Source organism: Sorangium sp. So ce836 (assembly GCF_028553905.1).
GTDB lineage: Bacteria > Myxococcota_A > Polyangia > Polyangiales > Polyangiaceae > Sorangium > Sorangium cellulosum_D.
Genome location: NZ_CP102233.1, coordinates 4,061,005 through 4,076,354, shown reverse-complemented (window position 1 = coordinate 4,076,354; position 15,350 = coordinate 4,061,005). Strand labels below are relative to the sequence as shown.

Below are 15,350 nucleotides of genomic sequence, written 5' to 3'. Positions count from 1 at the left end.
GGCTGGGCCGCCCTGACGCGTGCCCGCGCACGCCCCGGCGCCCTCGATCCCCTTTTCGTGTATCGTCGCCGCCGCCCATGGCGTCGGTGAACCCACTGTCGCGCGAGCTCGTCTTCAAGATCGTCTATTACGGGCCCGGCCTGGGCGGCAAGACGACCACCCTGGAGTACCTGCACGCCACGGCGAAGCCCGAGTACCGCGGCAAGCTCGTCTCGCTCGCGACCCCGGTCGACCGGACGCTCTACTTCGACTTCCTGCCGGTCCGGCTCCCCCAGCTGCGCGGGATGAACGTGCGGCTCCAGCTCTTCACGGTGCCCGGGCAGGTCTACTTCAACGCGACCCGCAAGCTGGTGCTCACGGGCGCCGACGGCATCGTGTTCGTCAGCGACTCGCAGGCCGTCCGCGCCGACGCGAACGTGGAGAGTCTGGAGAACCTGCGCGAGAACCTGGCCGAGCAGGGGCGGGAGCTGCAGCATGTCCCGCTCGTCTTCCAGCACAACAAGCGCGATCTGCCGGACCTCCTCCCCCTGGAGGAGCTCGACGCGATGTTGAACCCGTTCCGCGCCGTCTCGCTGGCCACCTCGGCGAAGACGGGGCTCGGGCTCTACGAGGGGCTCGAGGAGATCAGCGCCACGGTGCTGCGCGCCTTCGAGAGCCGCCTGCCCGACGCGATGGGGAGCGGGCTCGGCGGGTTCGACGCGATCGAGGGCGGGCTCGTCACCGCCCTGCGCGACGCGTCGCCGCCGCCGTCGGCGCCGCTCGACGCGGTGATCTCGCGGCTCGCTCCGCCCAGCAGGCCGTGGTCGACGATGCCCCCGAACTCGACGATCGGCGACCCGAGCGAGGGCGAGGCCGCGCCCGGCGCGGCCGCCCCGCCGAGCGCCGGCGCCGCGCCGCGCAGCGCGGGCGTCAGGGATCCGGTGAGCCGCGGGATACCGTCGTCGCTGCGGCTCGCCGCCCGGCGGCTCGCCGCGTCGGCGGAGGCGCCGGCGACGGCCCGCGCGGACGGCCCGTCCGCGGCGACGAGGCACCTCGCCCAGCCGGGCCTCTCGTTCGTCGCGCTGTGGCCGACCGCCGAGCGCGAGGCGGTCGCGGAGATCGAGGCGGCCATCGCCGCCGAGCGGTACGCGGTGGCGCTCGAGCGCTGCGGCGCGCTCGTCTCGGGGATCCTCGCCAAGGCGGCGGAGCTCGCGGGCGCGACCGACGCGCCGCGCGACCCGGCGACGGTGCCGGCGCTGCTCGGCCTGGACGGGCGCCGCTACCTCGGCTTCCGCGCCGCGGTGCGGAGGGCGCACGCCGGCGGCGAGGTCACCGAGCGCGACGCGCTCAAGGCGTTCGCGTTCGTGATCGAGGCGCGGCTCGCAGAGAGCGCGATCTGACGCGGCAGCGGCGCGCGGGCGGCCCCGCCGCCGTCACAGCCGATCGAGCGAGGCGACGCCGGAGTAGCGGCGCATCGACACGCTCATGAGCAGCGCGATCGCGACCATCACCGTGGTCACGCTCGAGCCGCCGTACGAAAACAGGGGCAGCCCGACGCCGACGACCGGCACCACGCCCGAGGTCATGCCGATGTTGATGATCGCGTGCCAGAAGATGATCGCCGCGCAGCCGACGCCGAGCACCGCGCCGAAGCGGTCCTTCGCCATCGACGCGATGCGGATCCCCCACACGACCAGGAACGCGTAGAGGCACACGAGCACCACGCCCCCGACGAACCCCCACTCCTCTGCGAAGACCGGGAACGGGAAGTCGGAGAACTGATCCGGCAGGAAGAGGAACTGGTTCTGGGTGCCCCGGAGGTACCCGTTGCCGAACAGCCCGCCGTTGCCGATCGCGACCCGCGAGTGGTGGGCGTGCCAGCCGCGGTGCAGGAGGTCCTCCTCGGGGTGGAGGAACACGAGGACGCGGGCACGCTGGTAGTCGAGCAGCACGTACTCCCAGACGATCGGGAGCGCCACGAGGATGGACACGACGAACAGCGCGGCGCTCCGCCACCGCACGCGCGTGAGCGCCGCGATCGTCAGGAAGACGAACACGAGGATGAGCGCCGTCCCGAGATCGGGCTGCTTCAGCACGAGCAGCGCCGGGACCGCGGTCAGCGCCGCCGGGATCGCCAGATCGCGCAGGGTGCGTCCCTCGTTGCGCGGGTCGTCGTGCAGGAACTTCGCCAGCGCGATGACCAGGAACACCTTCATGAACTCGCTGGGCTGGAAGCGGAACGCGCCGAACTCGATCCACCGCGCGGAGCCGCGCACGTCGCGCGCGAGCACGAACACGAGCGCCAGCGAGAAGACGCCGAACGTGTAGAGCACGTAGCCGAGGCGCTCCAGGTGCCGGTAGTCGATCGCGATCAGGACGCCGCCGATGATGCCGCCCATGAACAGCCAGTAGACCTGGCTGATGTAGAGCTCCGCGCGCGCCCCGGAGTAGACGCTCGTGGCGCTGTAGAGGTTGACGACGCCGAGCACCGCGATGGAGACCGCGGCGATGAAGAGCGGCCAGTCGAAGTGGTCGCGATCGCGAGAGGAGAGAGAGTCGCCCCGGATCATGGCGTGCGCCCCGACGCGGCGGGCGCGCGGCCCGCGCTGCTCTTGCCCGCGCGCGGCCCCTCGTTCGGGCCGCCGCGCCGCTCCTTCGCAAGCTCCTGGTACGCGCGGACGACCTCGAAGGCGACCGGCGCCGCGTGCTTGCCGCCCGTGCCGCCGTGCTCGACCAGAACGACCACGGCCACCTCGGGCGCGCGCGCCGGCGCGTAGCCGGCGAACCAGGCGTGCTCGCGGTTGAAATACCAGACCCGCTCGGCCTCGACGCCGCGCGTGAGCCGGTGCGAGACCTGCGCGGTCCCGGTCTTGCCTGCCATCTCGACGCCGGCGACGCGCGCCTTGAAGGCCGTGCCGCCCTCCTCGTTCACGCCGGCGACCATCGCCCGGTGCACGAGGGTGAGGTTCTCCGGCCGGATGTCGATCTGGCGGCGCACGCGCGGCGTGAACTCCTGCACGACCGTGCCGGCGCTCGTCTCGACGGCGCGCACGATCTGCGGCTGGTAGAGCGTGCCGCCGTTCGCGAGCGCCGCGTACGCGAGCGCGAGCTGGAGCACGGTGACCGTCGTCGCGCCCTGGCCGATCGCCGCGTTCAGGCCGAACCCGAGGCGGAACTGGCCCTTGTTCCGGAGCGTCATCCACGCCCGGGTCGGCATCCTGCCGCCCGCCTCGGCGTTGATGCCGAGCCCCGTCCGCGCGCCGAGCCCGTAGCGCTGGCCCATCTCGGCGATGACGTCCATGCCGACGCCGTACTCCGCGGCGAGCTTGTAGAAGTAGACGTTGCACGACTCGGCGATCGCCTTCTGCATCGCGACCGGCCCGTGCACGTGCGTGCACCGGAAGGTGCGCTTGCCGAACGTCAGCGCGCCCCGGCACCGCGTCGACTGCCGGGGATCGATGAGCCCCTTCTCGAGCGCCGCCAGCGCGGTGAACGGCTTGAAGGTAGAGCCGGGCGGGTACGCGCCGGAGAGCGTCTTGTCGAGGGCGGGCTTCAGCGGATCGGAGTAGAGCCGCCGGAAGGCGTCGCGGATGACCTGCTTGCCCGAGCCGCCCGAGAGCGCGTTCGGGTTGTAGCCGGGCTTCGAGTAGAGCCCGAGGATCCTCCCGGTGCGCACGTCGACGACCGCGACGCCGCCGGCGAGCTCCCCGCGCATCGCCTTGTCGATCGCCTTCTGGATGTCTGCGTCGAGCGTCAGCCGGAGGTCGCGCCCGGGGATGGGATCGACCCGCCGCGGCTCCTCGATGATGCCGTCGCCGCCCGTCCGGCGCCGCCCCTTGGCGTCGACGAGCACCTTCTCCCAGCCGCGCGTGCCGCGGAGGTAGCTCTCCCAGGCGCGCTCGATCCCGGTGACGCCGATGCGGTCGCCCTCGATGTAGCCGACGCTCCGGAGCGACGCGAGCCGCTCGGCGTCCACCTCGGCCATGTAGCCGAGCACGTGCGAGCCGACCTCCTCGTAGGGGTAGTAGCGCACCGGGACCGGCACCACGTCGACCCCCGGCAGCTCGGCGTCGTGCGTGGCCAGGGTCGCCACGGCGTCGCGCGAGATGTCCTCCTTCAGCAGGATCTGCTGGTTCTTGCGCGGGCCGTCGTCGGCGCGGATCGAGGTGATGAGCGCCTCGAGCCGCGCCCGCTCCTCGATGCCGACGCCGAGGTACTCGACGACCTTCGGCCAGGTCGTCTCCATGTCGAGGCGCCGCGGAACGACGTACACGTTGTACGCGGGCCGGCTCGCAGCGAGCACCTTGCCGTTCTTGTCCCGGATGATGCCGCGCGTGGTCGCGAGCGTCACCCGCCGCACGATGTTCTCGCGGGCGATCGCCTTGTTCTCGTCGACCTCGAGGATCTGGAGGTAGAAGAGGCGCCCGACGAGCACCATGAAGCCGACGACCATGCCGAGCGCGATCCACCGGAAGCGCCGGCGGAACTCGCTCACGTCGGAGCGCTGGACGAGGAGGCTCACCGCGGGCTCTCCCCCGGCCGCGGGACGTTGATCGTCGCCTGGTGCACGCGCTCGGCCAGCCGGAAGACGAACGGCGCGAAGAGCGCGGTCGAGACCGCGTGCGGCGCGACGAGCAAGGCGAGCGCGCGGGGGCGCGCCGCGTCGCCCCCGAAGATGGCGGTGAGGATCACGATGAGCACCCCCTCGACGAGGCCGAAGACGAAGGCCAGGGCGATCTTCGTGAGCAGCGTCTGCGCGGCGAGCCGCACGCCGGCCGCCCGCGACACGACGAAGGTCGCCACGGTGATGAAGGTGAACAGACCGACGGGCGCGCCGGTGAAGAGATCGAGCAGGTAGCCGAGCAGGAACGCGAGCGCCGCGCCGCGCGCGATCGAGTACTCGTGCACCCCCATGAACACGACGAGCGGCAGAAGCAGGCTCGGCGTCGAGCCCGGGATGTTCAGCTTGCCGATGAGCCGGAAGAGGTTCGACTGAACGATCAGCAGGGCGGCCCCCATCGCCAGGAACGCGGAGTTTCTCATCGCGTCACCTCCGCTGCGCCTGCGGCGGGGCCTCCTCCGGAGGCGTCGTCGTCACGATGAGCACCTCCTCCAGCCGGGAGAAATCGACGGCCGGGGCGACGTAGACCTGCTGGTAGATGCCGAAATCGCGGCGGATCACCTGCGTGACGGTCCCGACCGGGATCCCCTTCGGGAAGCGCCGGCCGACGCCGCTCGTCACGAGGAGATCGCCGACCTCGATCTCGTCGGTGCGCTGCACGTACTCCACGCTGCAGGAGTACTTGCTCTCGTCGCCGGTGCCGCGGACGAAGCCGCGCGCGCCGGTGCGCTCGACGACCACGTCGACGCCGCTGCCCCCGTCGACGACGAGCCGCACGTCGACGGTGTCGCCGGCGCTCTTCAGCGTCGTGCCGACCACGCCGTCCGCGGACAGGACCGGCAGGTTGGAGCCGATGTCCCGCGCCTCGCGATCGAGCGTGACCCGCACCACGCGGAAGAAATCGTTGGTGCTCTTGCCGACGACCTGGGCGCTCACCACGTCGGTGCGGAGGCTCTGGCGCAGATCGAGCAGCCGGCGCAGGCGCCGGTTCTCCTCCTCGAGCGCCTCAAGCTTCCGCACCCGCTCGCGGAGGCGGGCGATCTGCGAGGCCTGCCTGGCGTTGTCCTCCTTGACGTCGACCAGGTAGATGTAGTCGCCCCAGAGGTTCGAGATGCCGCGCGCCAGGGTCGCGGCCGCGTACTGGATCGGCGCCGCGATGCTGATGATGATCCGGTCGGCCCCCGTGTTCTGCTTGGGGTCGCGCATGCTCGCGCGCAGGAACCAGAACGGCACCGCGAGCGCCAGCAGCACGATCACGAAGTCGCGGTAGCGTTTCAGGTTCACCGTGGCTCCCGGACCCAGGTAGTACGGGGCGCCCCGCGAGGCCACCCCTGTCGTCGCCGCGCGCGGCGCGCGCCGCCTCGGGGCGCGCGCCGCAAGAGAGCCCCGCCGGCAAGCTCACGGGCAGGGCGTGAAACCAACCTTCAGCTGATCGTGACCTCTTTCAACAGCTCGAGGTGATCCAGCGCTTTGCCGCTGCCGAGCACCACGGCGCTGATGGGGTCGTCGCACACCATCACGGGCAGCCCCGTCTCCTCGCGGAGGAGCACGTCGAGGTTCTTGAGGAGCGAGCCGCCGCCGGTGAGCACGATGCCCTTGTCGACGATGTCGGCCGCGAGCTCCGGCGGCGTGCGCTCCAGCGCGATGAGCACGGCGTCCACGATGGCGTTCGTCGGCTCGCTCAGCGAGTCGCGGATCTCGTCGGAGTTGACGACGACCGTCTTGGGGATGCCCGCGACCATGTCGCGCCCCTTGACCTCCATCGTGAGCTGCTGCTCGAGCGGGTACGCGTTGCCGATCGTGATCTTGATGCGCTCCGCGGTCTGCTCGCCGATGGCCATGTTGTACTTGCGCTTCATGTAGGCCATGATCGACTCGTCCATCTTGTCGCCGCCGACGCGCACGCTCTGCGAGTAGACGATGCCGGCGAGGGAGATGACGGCGACCTCGGTCGTGCCGCCGCCGATGTCGACGACCATGTTGCCGCTCGGCTCGGTGATCGGCAGCCCGGCGCCGATCGCCGCCGCCATCGGCTCCTCGATCAGGAAGACCTCGCGCGCGCCCGCGCCCTCGGCGCTCTCCTTCACCGCGCGCTTCTCGACCTCGGTGATGCCGAACGGGACGCAGATGATGATGCGCGGCTTGACCAGCGTGCGGCGGTTGTGCGCGCGCGCGATGAAATACCGGAGCATCGCCTCGGTGATCTCGAAGTCGGCGATGACGCCGTCGCGCAGCGGCCGCACCGCCTGGATGTTGCCGGGGGTGCGACCGAGCATCTCCTTCGCCTCGCGGCCGACGGCGAGCACCTTCTTGCCGCCGCGAGCATCGCGCTGGACGGCGACCACCGAGGGCTCGCAGGACACGATCCCCTTGCCCTTCACGTAGATGAGGGTGGTGGCGGTGCCGAGGTCGATCGCGAGATCGTTCGAGAACAGGCCGTAGAGCCAGTCGAAGATCATCGCTTCGCCCTAACAATGGACAAGGTTAAGCCGAGCACCGCGAGGGCGCAGAGCCTGACCCGAGGCCCGCATGCGCGGGCCCCGGGCGGCAACGGCCAGCTGCGCAGCGTGCAGCCTGGCCTAGCCCTTCGAGATCTTGCCTTCTTTGTGCTCGGTGTGCTTGCGCTCGGTCGGGCAGAACTTCTTGATGACGAACTTGTCCGTCATCGTCCGCTTGTTCTTCGTCGTGTGGTAGTTCGCGCGGCCGCAGTTGCCGCACGTCAGCTTGATGATGTCGCGCATCGGAGGTCTCCGAAGACAGGGCCGACCTGTTTCACAGGCGGCCCTGGTTGAACCTAGGCACGGGCAGCACGGGAGCGCTGACACCGCAACCGGCAGGGCACCAGGGGTGCGTGAGCGGGGTCAGCGACGCCCGACCGCCCGTCTGGAGGGCGCCTACCCTACGGGAAACGGTGCAGTTGTCAACCGGGAGAGCTCATTCGTCGTCCCAGTCGTCCCCACTGCGGCCGCGATCCCAGTTCTTGTTGTTGGCGCGACGGCCGCCACCGCCGCCGCCGCCGCCACCGCCGCCTCCGGGAGGACCGTCGCCGTCGTGACCGCCGCGCCGCCGGCGATCGTCGAACGTCTTGCGCGCGGGCGGCGGAGGCCCGCCGCCGAAGCCGCCACCACCGCCACCGCCGCCGCCGCCGCCGCCGAAGCCGCCGCCGCCGAAGCCGCCACCACCGCCGCCGAAGCCGCCGCCGCCGCCGCCGAAGCCGCCGGGGCGCTCCTCGCGCGCGGGCCGCTCGCCCTTCGGGTGAGCGAGGTTGACGACGAGCCGCCGGCCGCGGACGTCCACGCCGCGCAGCGCATCGATCGCAGCGCGCGCCGCCTCGGCGCTGGCCATCGTCACGAAGCCGAACCCGCGCTTGCGACCGTCGGGATCCATGGGCAGGTGGACCCGCACCACCGGCCCCGCGCCCGTCGAGCCGATCAGCCCCTCGACCTCCTCGACGCTCGCGTCATAGGGGAGATTGCCGACGTAGAGGGTCCGATCGGGCGCCGCGGCCGGGCCGCCGCCCATACCGCCGCCACCACCGCCTGGGCCAGCACCGGGGCCGCCGCCGGGGCCGCCCATCGGGCGCCCCTCGCGGCGCGGCGGCTCGGCCTGGAAGGGGCGGACCGAGATGGACTTGCCGCCCTGAAAGGACCCGTCGAGCGACTCGCGCGCGGCGTTGGCTTCGCCGGTCGTCGAGAGCGTGACGAAGCCGAACCCGCGCGGACGACCTGTCGCGCGATCTTTCGGAAGACTGACCTCGACGACGTTGCCGCCGGTGGCCTCGAAGAGCTGCCGCAAAACGTCTTCGGTGATGGAGTCGGGCAAGCCCGCCACGAACAACTTACGCGAATCTTCAGCCATTGTAGAAAAACCTGGGGTTGGCCCCTGCGTTCCCTCTTATTTGGTCCACTCGCTCCGTGATCGATGTCGATGATGCGGAGCCTTTCGCGAGCGCGCCTCGATCGACCCCCCCTTTCGGCGGAAGGGGCAACCGAGCTCAATCGAGCGAAGGTCGGCGGGCCGACCCTCTGGTGCAAACTCCACCCCACGATATCTAGCGCCCCAGGCGCGTCAAGGGACCCGCCACGGGCGAGCGAGCCAAAAGAGGCCCGTACGAGCCGTCCTGACCCCCCGACGCGAAACGCGCAGCTCCGGCGGACCTGGAAGGCCGCTTCGCCCGCGCTCCGTCAGAGGCAGGCGGCGCCGGCGCAGGCAGGCGGCGCCGGACCGGCGTCAGGAAGCGCAGCGCCCGGGAGGCCGCCGCGTCCGGCGCCGGCCGGATCACGAGGGCATCGCGCGGCGCGGATCTGTCCGATACGACGCGGAGACGGTGCGCAAGCCCCCGGAAATACCGAGGATCCACGCGGGCGCCGCGCCGGCCCGCCCGGACGATTACCGGCCCGCCCGAGCGCGGGAGGAACGGGGCTCCTCGGTTTCATCGCCCTCGTCGTCTTCGTCGTCGTCGGACGCGTCGTCGTCCGCGACGCGCGGAGCGCCGTCGAGCGGGCCCACCCCGGCGCTCGACGGCTCGCCGCGCGCCGCCATGCGCAGGAAGTAAAGGCCCAGCGCGAACAGACCGAAGCACGCCCACTGCGCGGGGGTGAGGCCGCCGTAGCGCGGATCGCCGCCGACGAGCGTCCCCTCCCGCTCGCGCAGGAAGTCGAGGCCGAACCGCACCGGCGCATACGCGGTGCACATGACCCCGGTGTAGAACCCGAGCGGGCGATGAGGGTTCCGGCGCCAGAGCACCGCGAACGCGATCGCGAGCGGGATCGTGAGCACGCACTCGTAGAGGCCGAGATCGAACCGGCCGACGATACCGTTCCCGAGCGGGTACTTGACCGCGTACCACGCGTCGGAGAGGCGGCCCGGATGATCGTGGACCGACGCGCAGCCGGCGCGCCCGAAGACCCACGCGAGCGGAAACGCGCTGTTGACCACCTCGCAGTAGGGCAGGATCCTCTCGCGGCGGTAAAAGCGCCACGAGGCGGCGCCGAGCAGCGCGCCGGTGAAGCCGCCGAAGCTCGACAGGCCGTCCCAGAGCGCGAAGAGGTAGAGAGGATCGCGGGCGACGCGCTGCGGGTGGTAGAAGATCGCGTCGAAGACGTGGCCACCGATGAAGCCGGCCGCCACGACCCAGAAGATGAACTCGCTCATCTTCTTCTCGTCCAGCTTCCGCTCGCGCGCGTGCCGCGTGGCGACCACGGCGCCGATGTAGACGCCGAGCGCCACCAGCGTGCCGAACGGCTTGATCGAGGGCGGCTTCGCCGGATCGATCAGCTGGCCCACGAGCGGGATGTGCTCGAGGAACGAGAGCGGGATCTCGGGGAGCTCGATGTAAGGGATCAGAGGGCCGGACACGCCGCTCCCCTAGCGCAGCGGCGATGCGAAAGCCATCCAACGTCAACGACATCACCGTGACGCCGGGCGACGGAGCGCTCGCCCCTGATGCTCGCCCCTGATGGCCGAGGGCCGATGGACGGCGGCCGGCGGCGCGCACTCCGCGGCGCGGGCGGACAGGAAGCGCGGCGCGGGCGGACAGGGGGCCCGAGGGCCGCCCGCGCCCGGACGGCCGCGGCCTTCGCGGGGAGGCCCCGCGACGTCGCGCCGGCGTCACCAAGAGGTCGCCATTCGCCGGCGAGAGGCGTAGATCTGCCGCATGAGCCGCTCCCCCGTGCGCGTCGCCACGCTGACGCTCAGTGACACCCGCACCCTCGACGACGACGAGGGCGGACATCTCCTCGGCGAGCTCCTCAAGAACGCCGGCTTCACCGTGACGTCACACGCCGTCGTGCGCGAGGAGCCCGAGCTCCTGCGCGCGGCGATCGAGCAGATCGCGGGCGCGGGCTCCGCCGACGCGATCGTCACGACGGGCGGGACCGGGATCGCGCCGCGCGACAGGACCGTCGAGGCGCTCGCGCCGCTCTTCGAGAAGACGCTCGACGGCTTCGGCGAGGCGTTCCGGCGGCTGAGCTGGGACGCCATCGGGCCGAACGCGATCCTCTCGCGCGCCGCCGCGGGCGTCGTGCGCGGGCTCGTGGTGATCGCGCTGCCCGGCAGCCCGAAGGCGGTGGAGCTCGCCGTCACGCAGCTCATCGGCCCCGTCCTCGCGCACGCGGTCGCGCTCGCGTCCGGCAAGGGAGGCCACCACCACCGGCACGCGCAGCCGGCGAAGGACGGCGCGCGCGACGAGGGGCAGCGCGGATGATCCCCTTCGAAGAAGCGCTCGCGCGGCTGCTCTCGGCCGCGGTCCCGGTCGGCCCGGAGCGGGTGTCGCTCGACGACGCGGCCGGGCGCGTGCTCGCCGAGGACGTCGCCGCGGCCGACGCGATGCCCGCGTTCGATTACAGCTCGATGGACGGCTACGCGGTCGCCTCGGGCGAGCTCGCGGGCAGCGGGCCCTGGACGCTCCCCGTGCGCGGCGAGAGCGCGGCGGGCCGCCCGCTGCCGACGCTCACGCCGGGCGCCGCGTGCCGGATCTTCACCGGCGCGCGGCTGCCGCCCGGCTCCGACGCGATCGTGCCGCAGGAGGACGCGGCGCGGAGCGGCGACGAGATCACCCTGAACGAGGCGCCGCGCGCCGGCGCCTGGGTGCGGCGCCGGGGCGCGGATCTCGCGGAGGGCGCCGTCGCCCTGCGGAGGGGCGCGCGCCTCACGCCGGGGAAGGTGGCGCTCGCGGCGGCGCTCGACCGCCCGAGCGTCCTCGTCGCGCGCCGCCCGGTGGTCACGGTGCTGTGCTCCGGCGACGAGCTGCGCGGGCCCGGCTCGCCCGGCCCCGCCGGCACCGTCGCGGAGTCGAACAGCTACTTCATCGCCGCGACCGCGCGCGCCGCGGGCGCCGCGGTCCGCGTCGCGCCGTTCGTCCCCGACGACGCGGCCCGCGCCGCCGAGGCCGTCTCCACGGCGCTGCGCGGCTCGGATCTGGTGGTGACCGTCGGGGGCGTGAGCGTCGGCGACCACGACGTGGTCCGCCCCGCCCTCGAGGCCGCGGGCGTGACGCTCGACTTCTGGCGCGTCGCCATCAAGCCGGGCAAGCCGCTCGCCGTGGGGCGCGCCGAGCTCTCGCGCGGCGGCGCCGTGCACGTGATCGGGCTGCCGGGCAACCCGGCCTCCGCCTCGCTCACGTTCGTCCTCTTCGGCGTGCCGCTCATGCGCGCGCTGCAGGGCGACGCCGCGCCGCTGCCGCCGCGCGTGCTCGTCCGCGCGGCCGGCGCGCTGCGGCGCCAGACCGGGCGCGCCGAGTTCCTCCGCGCGCGCCTCGAGATCTCGAGCGGCGAGCTCGTCGCGCGCATCGCCGCGAACCAGGCCTCGGGCGCGGTCACGAGCTTCGCCGAGGCCGAGGCGCTCGTCTTCGTCCCGGCCGATCGGGAGCGCATCGACGACGGCGATCGCTTCGAGGCCATCCGCCTCGCCGAGATCTGACCGCGCGCCGGGCGCGCCTTGACCCTCGCGCGCCCGCGCGCCGGGCGCGCCTTGACCCTCGCGCGGGGGCGCCCGAAGATGGCCGAAACATGCTCATCCTCGGGATCAACGCCTATCACGGCGACGCGTCGGCCGCGCTGCTCGTCGACGGACAGCTCGTCGCCGCGGCGGAGGAGGAGCGGTTCAGCAGGATCAAGCACTGCGCCGGCTTCCCGCGGCTCGCGGTCGAGTACTGCCTCGGCGCCGCCGGCGCGCGGGTCGAGGACATCGATCACATCGCGATCGGGCGCGACACGCGCGCGCACCTCGGCGACAAGCTCCTCTACGCGCTGACGCGGCGCTCGCCGGCGGGGCTCCTCAAGGGCGCGCTCGGCGCGAGCGCCCCGAAGGTGCACCTCGGCGCCGCGCTCGGCGTCGACCCGAAGCGCATCCGCGCCGAGTCGCACAACGTCGAGCACCACCGCGCGCACCTCGCCTCCGCGTTCTTCCCCTCGGGCTACGACGAGGCGGCGGTCGTCTCGATCGACGGCTTCGGCGACTTCGTGAGCACGATGTGGGCGCGCGGCCGCGGGAGCAAGCTGGAGATCCTCCGGCGCGTCGCCTTCCCCCACTCGCTCGGGCTGTTCTACTCGGCCATGACGCAGTACCTCGGCTTCCCCAAGTTCGGCGACGAGTACAAGGTCATGGGGCTGGCGGCCTACGGCCAGCCCGAGCTGCTCGACAAGCTCCGGCAGGTGGTGCGCGTCAAGGACGGGGCCTTCGAGCTCGGGCTCGAGTACTTCCAGCACCACACGAAGGGCATCTCCATGACCTGGGAGGGCGAGCCCCGCTACGGCACCATCCACTCCGAGCGCCTCGTCGAGCTGCTCGGCCCCGCGCGCAGCCCGAAGAGCCGGATGGAGGACCGCTTCAAGGCGGTCGCCGCCTCGGCGCAGGCGGCGTTCGAGGAGGTCTACTTCGAGCTGCTCGCGACCGCGAAGCACCTCACCGGCTCGCCGCGCCTCGCCCTCGCGGGCGGCTGCGCGTACAACAGCGTGGCCGCCGGGAAGATCCGGCCGAAGGGGCTGTTCGAGGACGTCTTCGTCCAGCCCGCGGCCGGCGACGCGGGCACGGCGCTCGGGGCGGCGCTCTACGTCCACCACCACAAGCTCGGCAACCCGCGCGCCTTCCACCAGACCCACAGCTACTTCGGCCCGGCGTTCTCGCAGGACGCCATCGACGAGCTGCTCCGGAAGGAGCAGGTCGCGTTCGAGACGCTCCCCGACGAGGACCTCATCCCGCGCGTCGCCAGGGCGATCAGCGAGGGCAAGGTGGTCGGCTGGTTCCAGGGCCGGATGGAGTACGGCCCCCGCGCGCTCGGCAACCGCAGCATCCTCTGCGACCCGCGGCGGCCGGACATGAAGGACGCCATGAACGAGCGGATCAAGCGCCGCGAGATCTTCCGCCCGTTCGCGCCGGCGCTCCCGCTCGAGCGCGTGGGCGACTACTTCGAGCAGACCTCGCCGGACCCGTTCATGGTCATGGTCTACAAGGTCAAGCCGGAGCGCCGCGACGAGATCCCCGCCGTGACCCACGTCGACGGCACGGGCCGCCCCCAGACGGTCACCGCCAAGGACAACCCGCGCTACCACGCGCTCCTCCTCGAGTTCGGCCGGCTGACCGGCACGCCGGTCCTCCTGAACACCTCGTTCAACGCGAGCGAGCCGGTCGTTTGCACCCCCAAGGAGGCGCTCGACTGCTTCCTCCGGACGAAGATGGACGTGCTCGTCCTCGAGCACGCCTACGTCGAGCGCGCGCAGACCCCCTAGCCGCGCTGCACAGCCCGGCGGCCCGCCAAAAGCGCGCAGGAAGCGGCCTGGAAATCTCAGGCGAAAGTTCCTGGTTGACGTGGAGCGTGGGGACGGCAAATGGGCGTCTCCGGCATGTGGAAGAACGGGACGGCGGGCGCGATGCCCACCTCGACGGAATGCCGGAGCAGGCGGCTCCAGCGACCGGAGGTGCTTGGACGCCCAGCCTCGATCATGATGCCGGCCCGCCGCGCAGCGCGCGCGCGGACCGGGTACCCCACGGGCCCACGGCGCAGCACGCGCTCGCGGCCCCTCCTGCGTAAGGGTCCGCGCCGCGGCGGCCCAGGCGGTCAAAGAGGATGGATGCGAATCGGATGAAGCTCGTACTCGAAGACGGCACGACCATGACGGGCCGGTGCTTCGGCGCCCCGCGCGCGGTGAGCGGCGAGGTCGTGTTCAACACCGGCATGACGGGGTACGTCGAGACGCTCACGGATCCCTCGTACAGAGGCCAGATCCTGACGATGACGTACCCGCTCGTGGGCAGCTACGGCGTGCCCGCGCCGCGGCAGGCAGGCAGCGTCGACGGGCCCTACGAGGCCGACCGCATCCAGGTGCAGGGGCTCGTCGTCCAGAACTACATCGAGCGCTACAGCCACCACGCCGCGGTCCGCTCGCTCGGCGCCTGGCTCGCGAGCGAGGGCATCCCGGCGATCACCGGGATCGACACGCGCACGCTGACGCGGCGGCTCCGGGAGGTCGGCACCATGAAGGGCTGGCTGTTCCCGGCCGAGATGGACCTGGATCGGGTGAAGCGCTCGGCCGAGGCCGTGGACATGCGCGAGGAGGTGTTCCGCCTCGTGTCGCCCCGCGAGCCGATCACGTACGAGGGCGGCCCCCTGAAGGTGCTCCTCATCGACGCGGGCGCGAAGGACAACATCGTCCGCTCGCTCCTCCGGCGCGGGGTCACCGTCGTCCGAGCGCCCTACCACGCGCCCATCGCCGAGCTCGCCGAGGCCGCGGACGGCGTCCTCATCGGCAACGGCCCCGGCGACCCGAAGGACCTCGGCCAGCTGGTCGCCGCGGTGCGCGGCCTGCTCGGCACGTACACGAAGCCGATCTTCGGGATCTGTCTCGGCAACCAGATCCTCGCGCTCGCCGCCGGCGGCGACACCTTCAAGCTGCCGTACGGCCACCGCGGCGTGAACCAGCCGGTGCAGGACCTCCTGAGCCGCCGCTGCTACGTCACGAGCCAGAACCACGGCTACGCGGTGAAGCACGAGTCGCTCCCCGCCGAGTGGGAGCCCTGGTTCGTCAACATCAACGACGGCACGAACGAGGGCATCCGCTCGCGGCTGCGCCCGTTCTTCAGCGTCCAGTTCCACCCCGAAGCGACGCCCGGGCCCGAGGACGCCGGCTACCTGTTCGACGACTTCCTCCGCCTCTGCGGCGCGATGAAGGGGTCGGCCGATTCGCGACTCAAATCCGCAGGGACCGCCGGCGCGGATCCCCGCCCCACCTCCACCGCAGGAAGGAGCTGAGCC

The 15,350-nt window shown here is 72.2% G+C and carries 13 protein-coding genes; 5 read left to right on the top strand and 8 right to left on the bottom strand.

From position 1 onward, the window contains the following. The first annotated feature begins 77 nt into the window (after positions 1-77). The gene (locus NQZ70_RS15035) at positions 78-1,379 is read left to right on the top strand and encodes an ATP/GTP-binding protein (RefSeq protein ID WP_129574821.1); all 1,302 of its coding nucleotides are present in this window, start codon (positions 78-80) and stop codon (positions 1,377-1,379) included. Positions 1,380-1,412: 33 nt separating this feature from the next. On the opposite strand, the gene rodA is transcribed toward NQZ70_RS15035, so the two are convergent. From rodA to NQZ70_RS14995, 8 genes are all read right to left on the bottom strand, one after another. Next, positions 1,413-2,549, bottom strand: a complete 1,137-nt coding sequence (rodA, locus tag NQZ70_RS15030) for a rod shape-determining protein RodA (protein WP_129574820.1) — start codon at positions 2,547-2,549, stop codon at positions 1,413-1,415. Then, positions 2,546-4,501, bottom strand: coding sequence for a penicillin-binding protein 2 (gene mrdA, locus NQZ70_RS15025; RefSeq protein ID WP_129574819.1), 1,956 nt, complete (start codon positions 4,499-4,501; stop codon positions 2,546-2,548). Before mrdA ends, rodA begins: the two co-directional genes overlap by 4 nt. Further along, on the bottom strand, positions 4,498-5,022 hold the full coding sequence (locus NQZ70_RS15020; RefSeq protein ID WP_020734874.1) for a hypothetical protein: 525 nt from the start codon (positions 5,020-5,022) through the stop codon (positions 4,498-4,500). Before NQZ70_RS15020 ends, mrdA begins: the two co-directional genes overlap by 4 nt. A 4-nt stretch (positions 5,023-5,026) precedes the next feature. Then, entirely contained in the window at positions 5,027-5,884 is an 858-nt protein-coding gene (mreC, locus tag NQZ70_RS15015; RefSeq protein ID WP_148313566.1) for a rod shape-determining protein MreC, read from the bottom strand. Between the two features lie 140 nt (positions 5,885-6,024). Continuing rightward, the gene (locus NQZ70_RS15010) at positions 6,025-7,059 is read right to left on the bottom strand and encodes a rod shape-determining protein (protein WP_020734872.1); all 1,035 of its coding nucleotides are present in this window, start codon (positions 7,057-7,059) and stop codon (positions 6,025-6,027) included. A 120-nt stretch (positions 7,060-7,179) separates the two neighbouring features. After that, positions 7,180-7,341, bottom strand: a complete 162-nt coding sequence (rpmG, locus tag NQZ70_RS15005; RefSeq protein ID WP_012235039.1) for a 50S ribosomal protein L33 — start codon at positions 7,339-7,341, stop codon at positions 7,180-7,182. A 193-nt stretch (positions 7,342-7,534) separates the two neighbouring features. Continuing rightward, entirely contained in the window at positions 7,535-8,458 is a 924-nt protein-coding gene (locus NQZ70_RS15000) for an RNA-binding protein (protein ID WP_129574818.1), read from the bottom strand. A 531-nt stretch (positions 8,459-8,989) separates the two neighbouring features. Next, positions 8,990-9,958: a prolipoprotein diacylglyceryl transferase gene (locus NQZ70_RS14995; RefSeq protein WP_129574817.1), complete on the bottom strand. Its 969-nt coding sequence runs from the start codon at positions 9,956-9,958 to the stop codon at positions 8,990-8,992. A 298-nt stretch (positions 9,959-10,256) separates the two neighbouring features. On the opposite strand from NQZ70_RS14995, the gene NQZ70_RS14990 reads away from it, so the two are divergent. The 4 genes from NQZ70_RS14990 to carA all read left to right on the top strand — a co-directional run bounded on the left by NQZ70_RS14990 (position 10,257) and on the right by carA (position 15,347). Further along, a complete protein-coding gene (locus tag NQZ70_RS14990; protein ID WP_129574816.1) occupies positions 10,257-10,805 on the top strand; it encodes a molybdenum cofactor biosynthesis protein B in 549 nt (182 codons plus the stop codon). Then, entirely contained in the window at positions 10,802-12,019 is a 1,218-nt protein-coding gene (glp, locus tag NQZ70_RS14985; protein ID WP_129574815.1) for a gephyrin-like molybdotransferase Glp, read from the top strand. Before NQZ70_RS14990 ends, glp begins: the two co-directional genes overlap by 4 nt. 89 nt (positions 12,020-12,108) lie before the next feature. After that, a complete protein-coding gene (locus NQZ70_RS14980; RefSeq protein WP_129574814.1) occupies positions 12,109-13,827 on the top strand; it encodes a carbamoyltransferase C-terminal domain-containing protein in 1,719 nt (572 codons plus the stop codon). Between the two features lie 353 nt (positions 13,828-14,180). Next, positions 14,181-15,347, top strand: a complete 1,167-nt coding sequence (carA, locus tag NQZ70_RS14975) for a glutamine-hydrolyzing carbamoyl-phosphate synthase small subunit (protein WP_237245319.1) — start codon at positions 14,181-14,183, stop codon at positions 15,345-15,347. The last annotated feature ends 3 nt before the right edge of the window (positions 15,348-15,350 follow it).

What these genes read in the sequence shown, in the direction of transcription:
- NQZ70_RS15035 (WP_129574821.1), top strand. Translation starts at nt 78, where the DNA reads ATGGCGTCGGTGAACCCACTGTCGCGCGAGCTCGTCTTCAAGATCGTC.
- rodA (WP_129574820.1), bottom strand. Translation starts at nt 2,549, where the DNA reads ATGATCCGGGGCGACTCTCTCTCCTCTCGCGATCGCGACCACTTCGAC.
- NQZ70_RS15020 (WP_020734874.1), bottom strand. Translation starts at nt 5,022, where the DNA reads ATGAGAAACTCCGCGTTCCTGGCGATGGGGGCCGCCCTGCTGATCGTT.
- NQZ70_RS15010 (WP_020734872.1), bottom strand. Translation starts at nt 7,059, where the DNA reads ATGATCTTCGACTGGCTCTACGGCCTGTTCTCGAACGATCTCGCGATC.
- rpmG (WP_012235039.1), bottom strand. Translation starts at nt 7,341, where the DNA reads ATGCGCGACATCATCAAGCTGACGTGCGGCAACTGCGGCCGCGCGAAC.
- NQZ70_RS15000 (WP_129574818.1), bottom strand. Translation starts at nt 8,458, where the DNA reads ATGGCTGAAGATTCGCGTAAGTTGTTCGTGGCGGGCTTGCCCGACTCC.
- NQZ70_RS14990 (WP_129574816.1), top strand. Translation starts at nt 10,257, where the DNA reads ATGAGCCGCTCCCCCGTGCGCGTCGCCACGCTGACGCTCAGTGACACC.
- glp (WP_129574815.1), top strand. Translation starts at nt 10,802, where the DNA reads ATGATCCCCTTCGAAGAAGCGCTCGCGCGGCTGCTCTCGGCCGCGGTC.
- NQZ70_RS14980 (WP_129574814.1), top strand. Translation starts at nt 12,109, where the DNA reads ATGCTCATCCTCGGGATCAACGCCTATCACGGCGACGCGTCGGCCGCG.
- carA (WP_237245319.1), top strand. Translation starts at nt 14,181, where the DNA reads ATGAAGCTCGTACTCGAAGACGGCACGACCATGACGGGCCGGTGCTTC.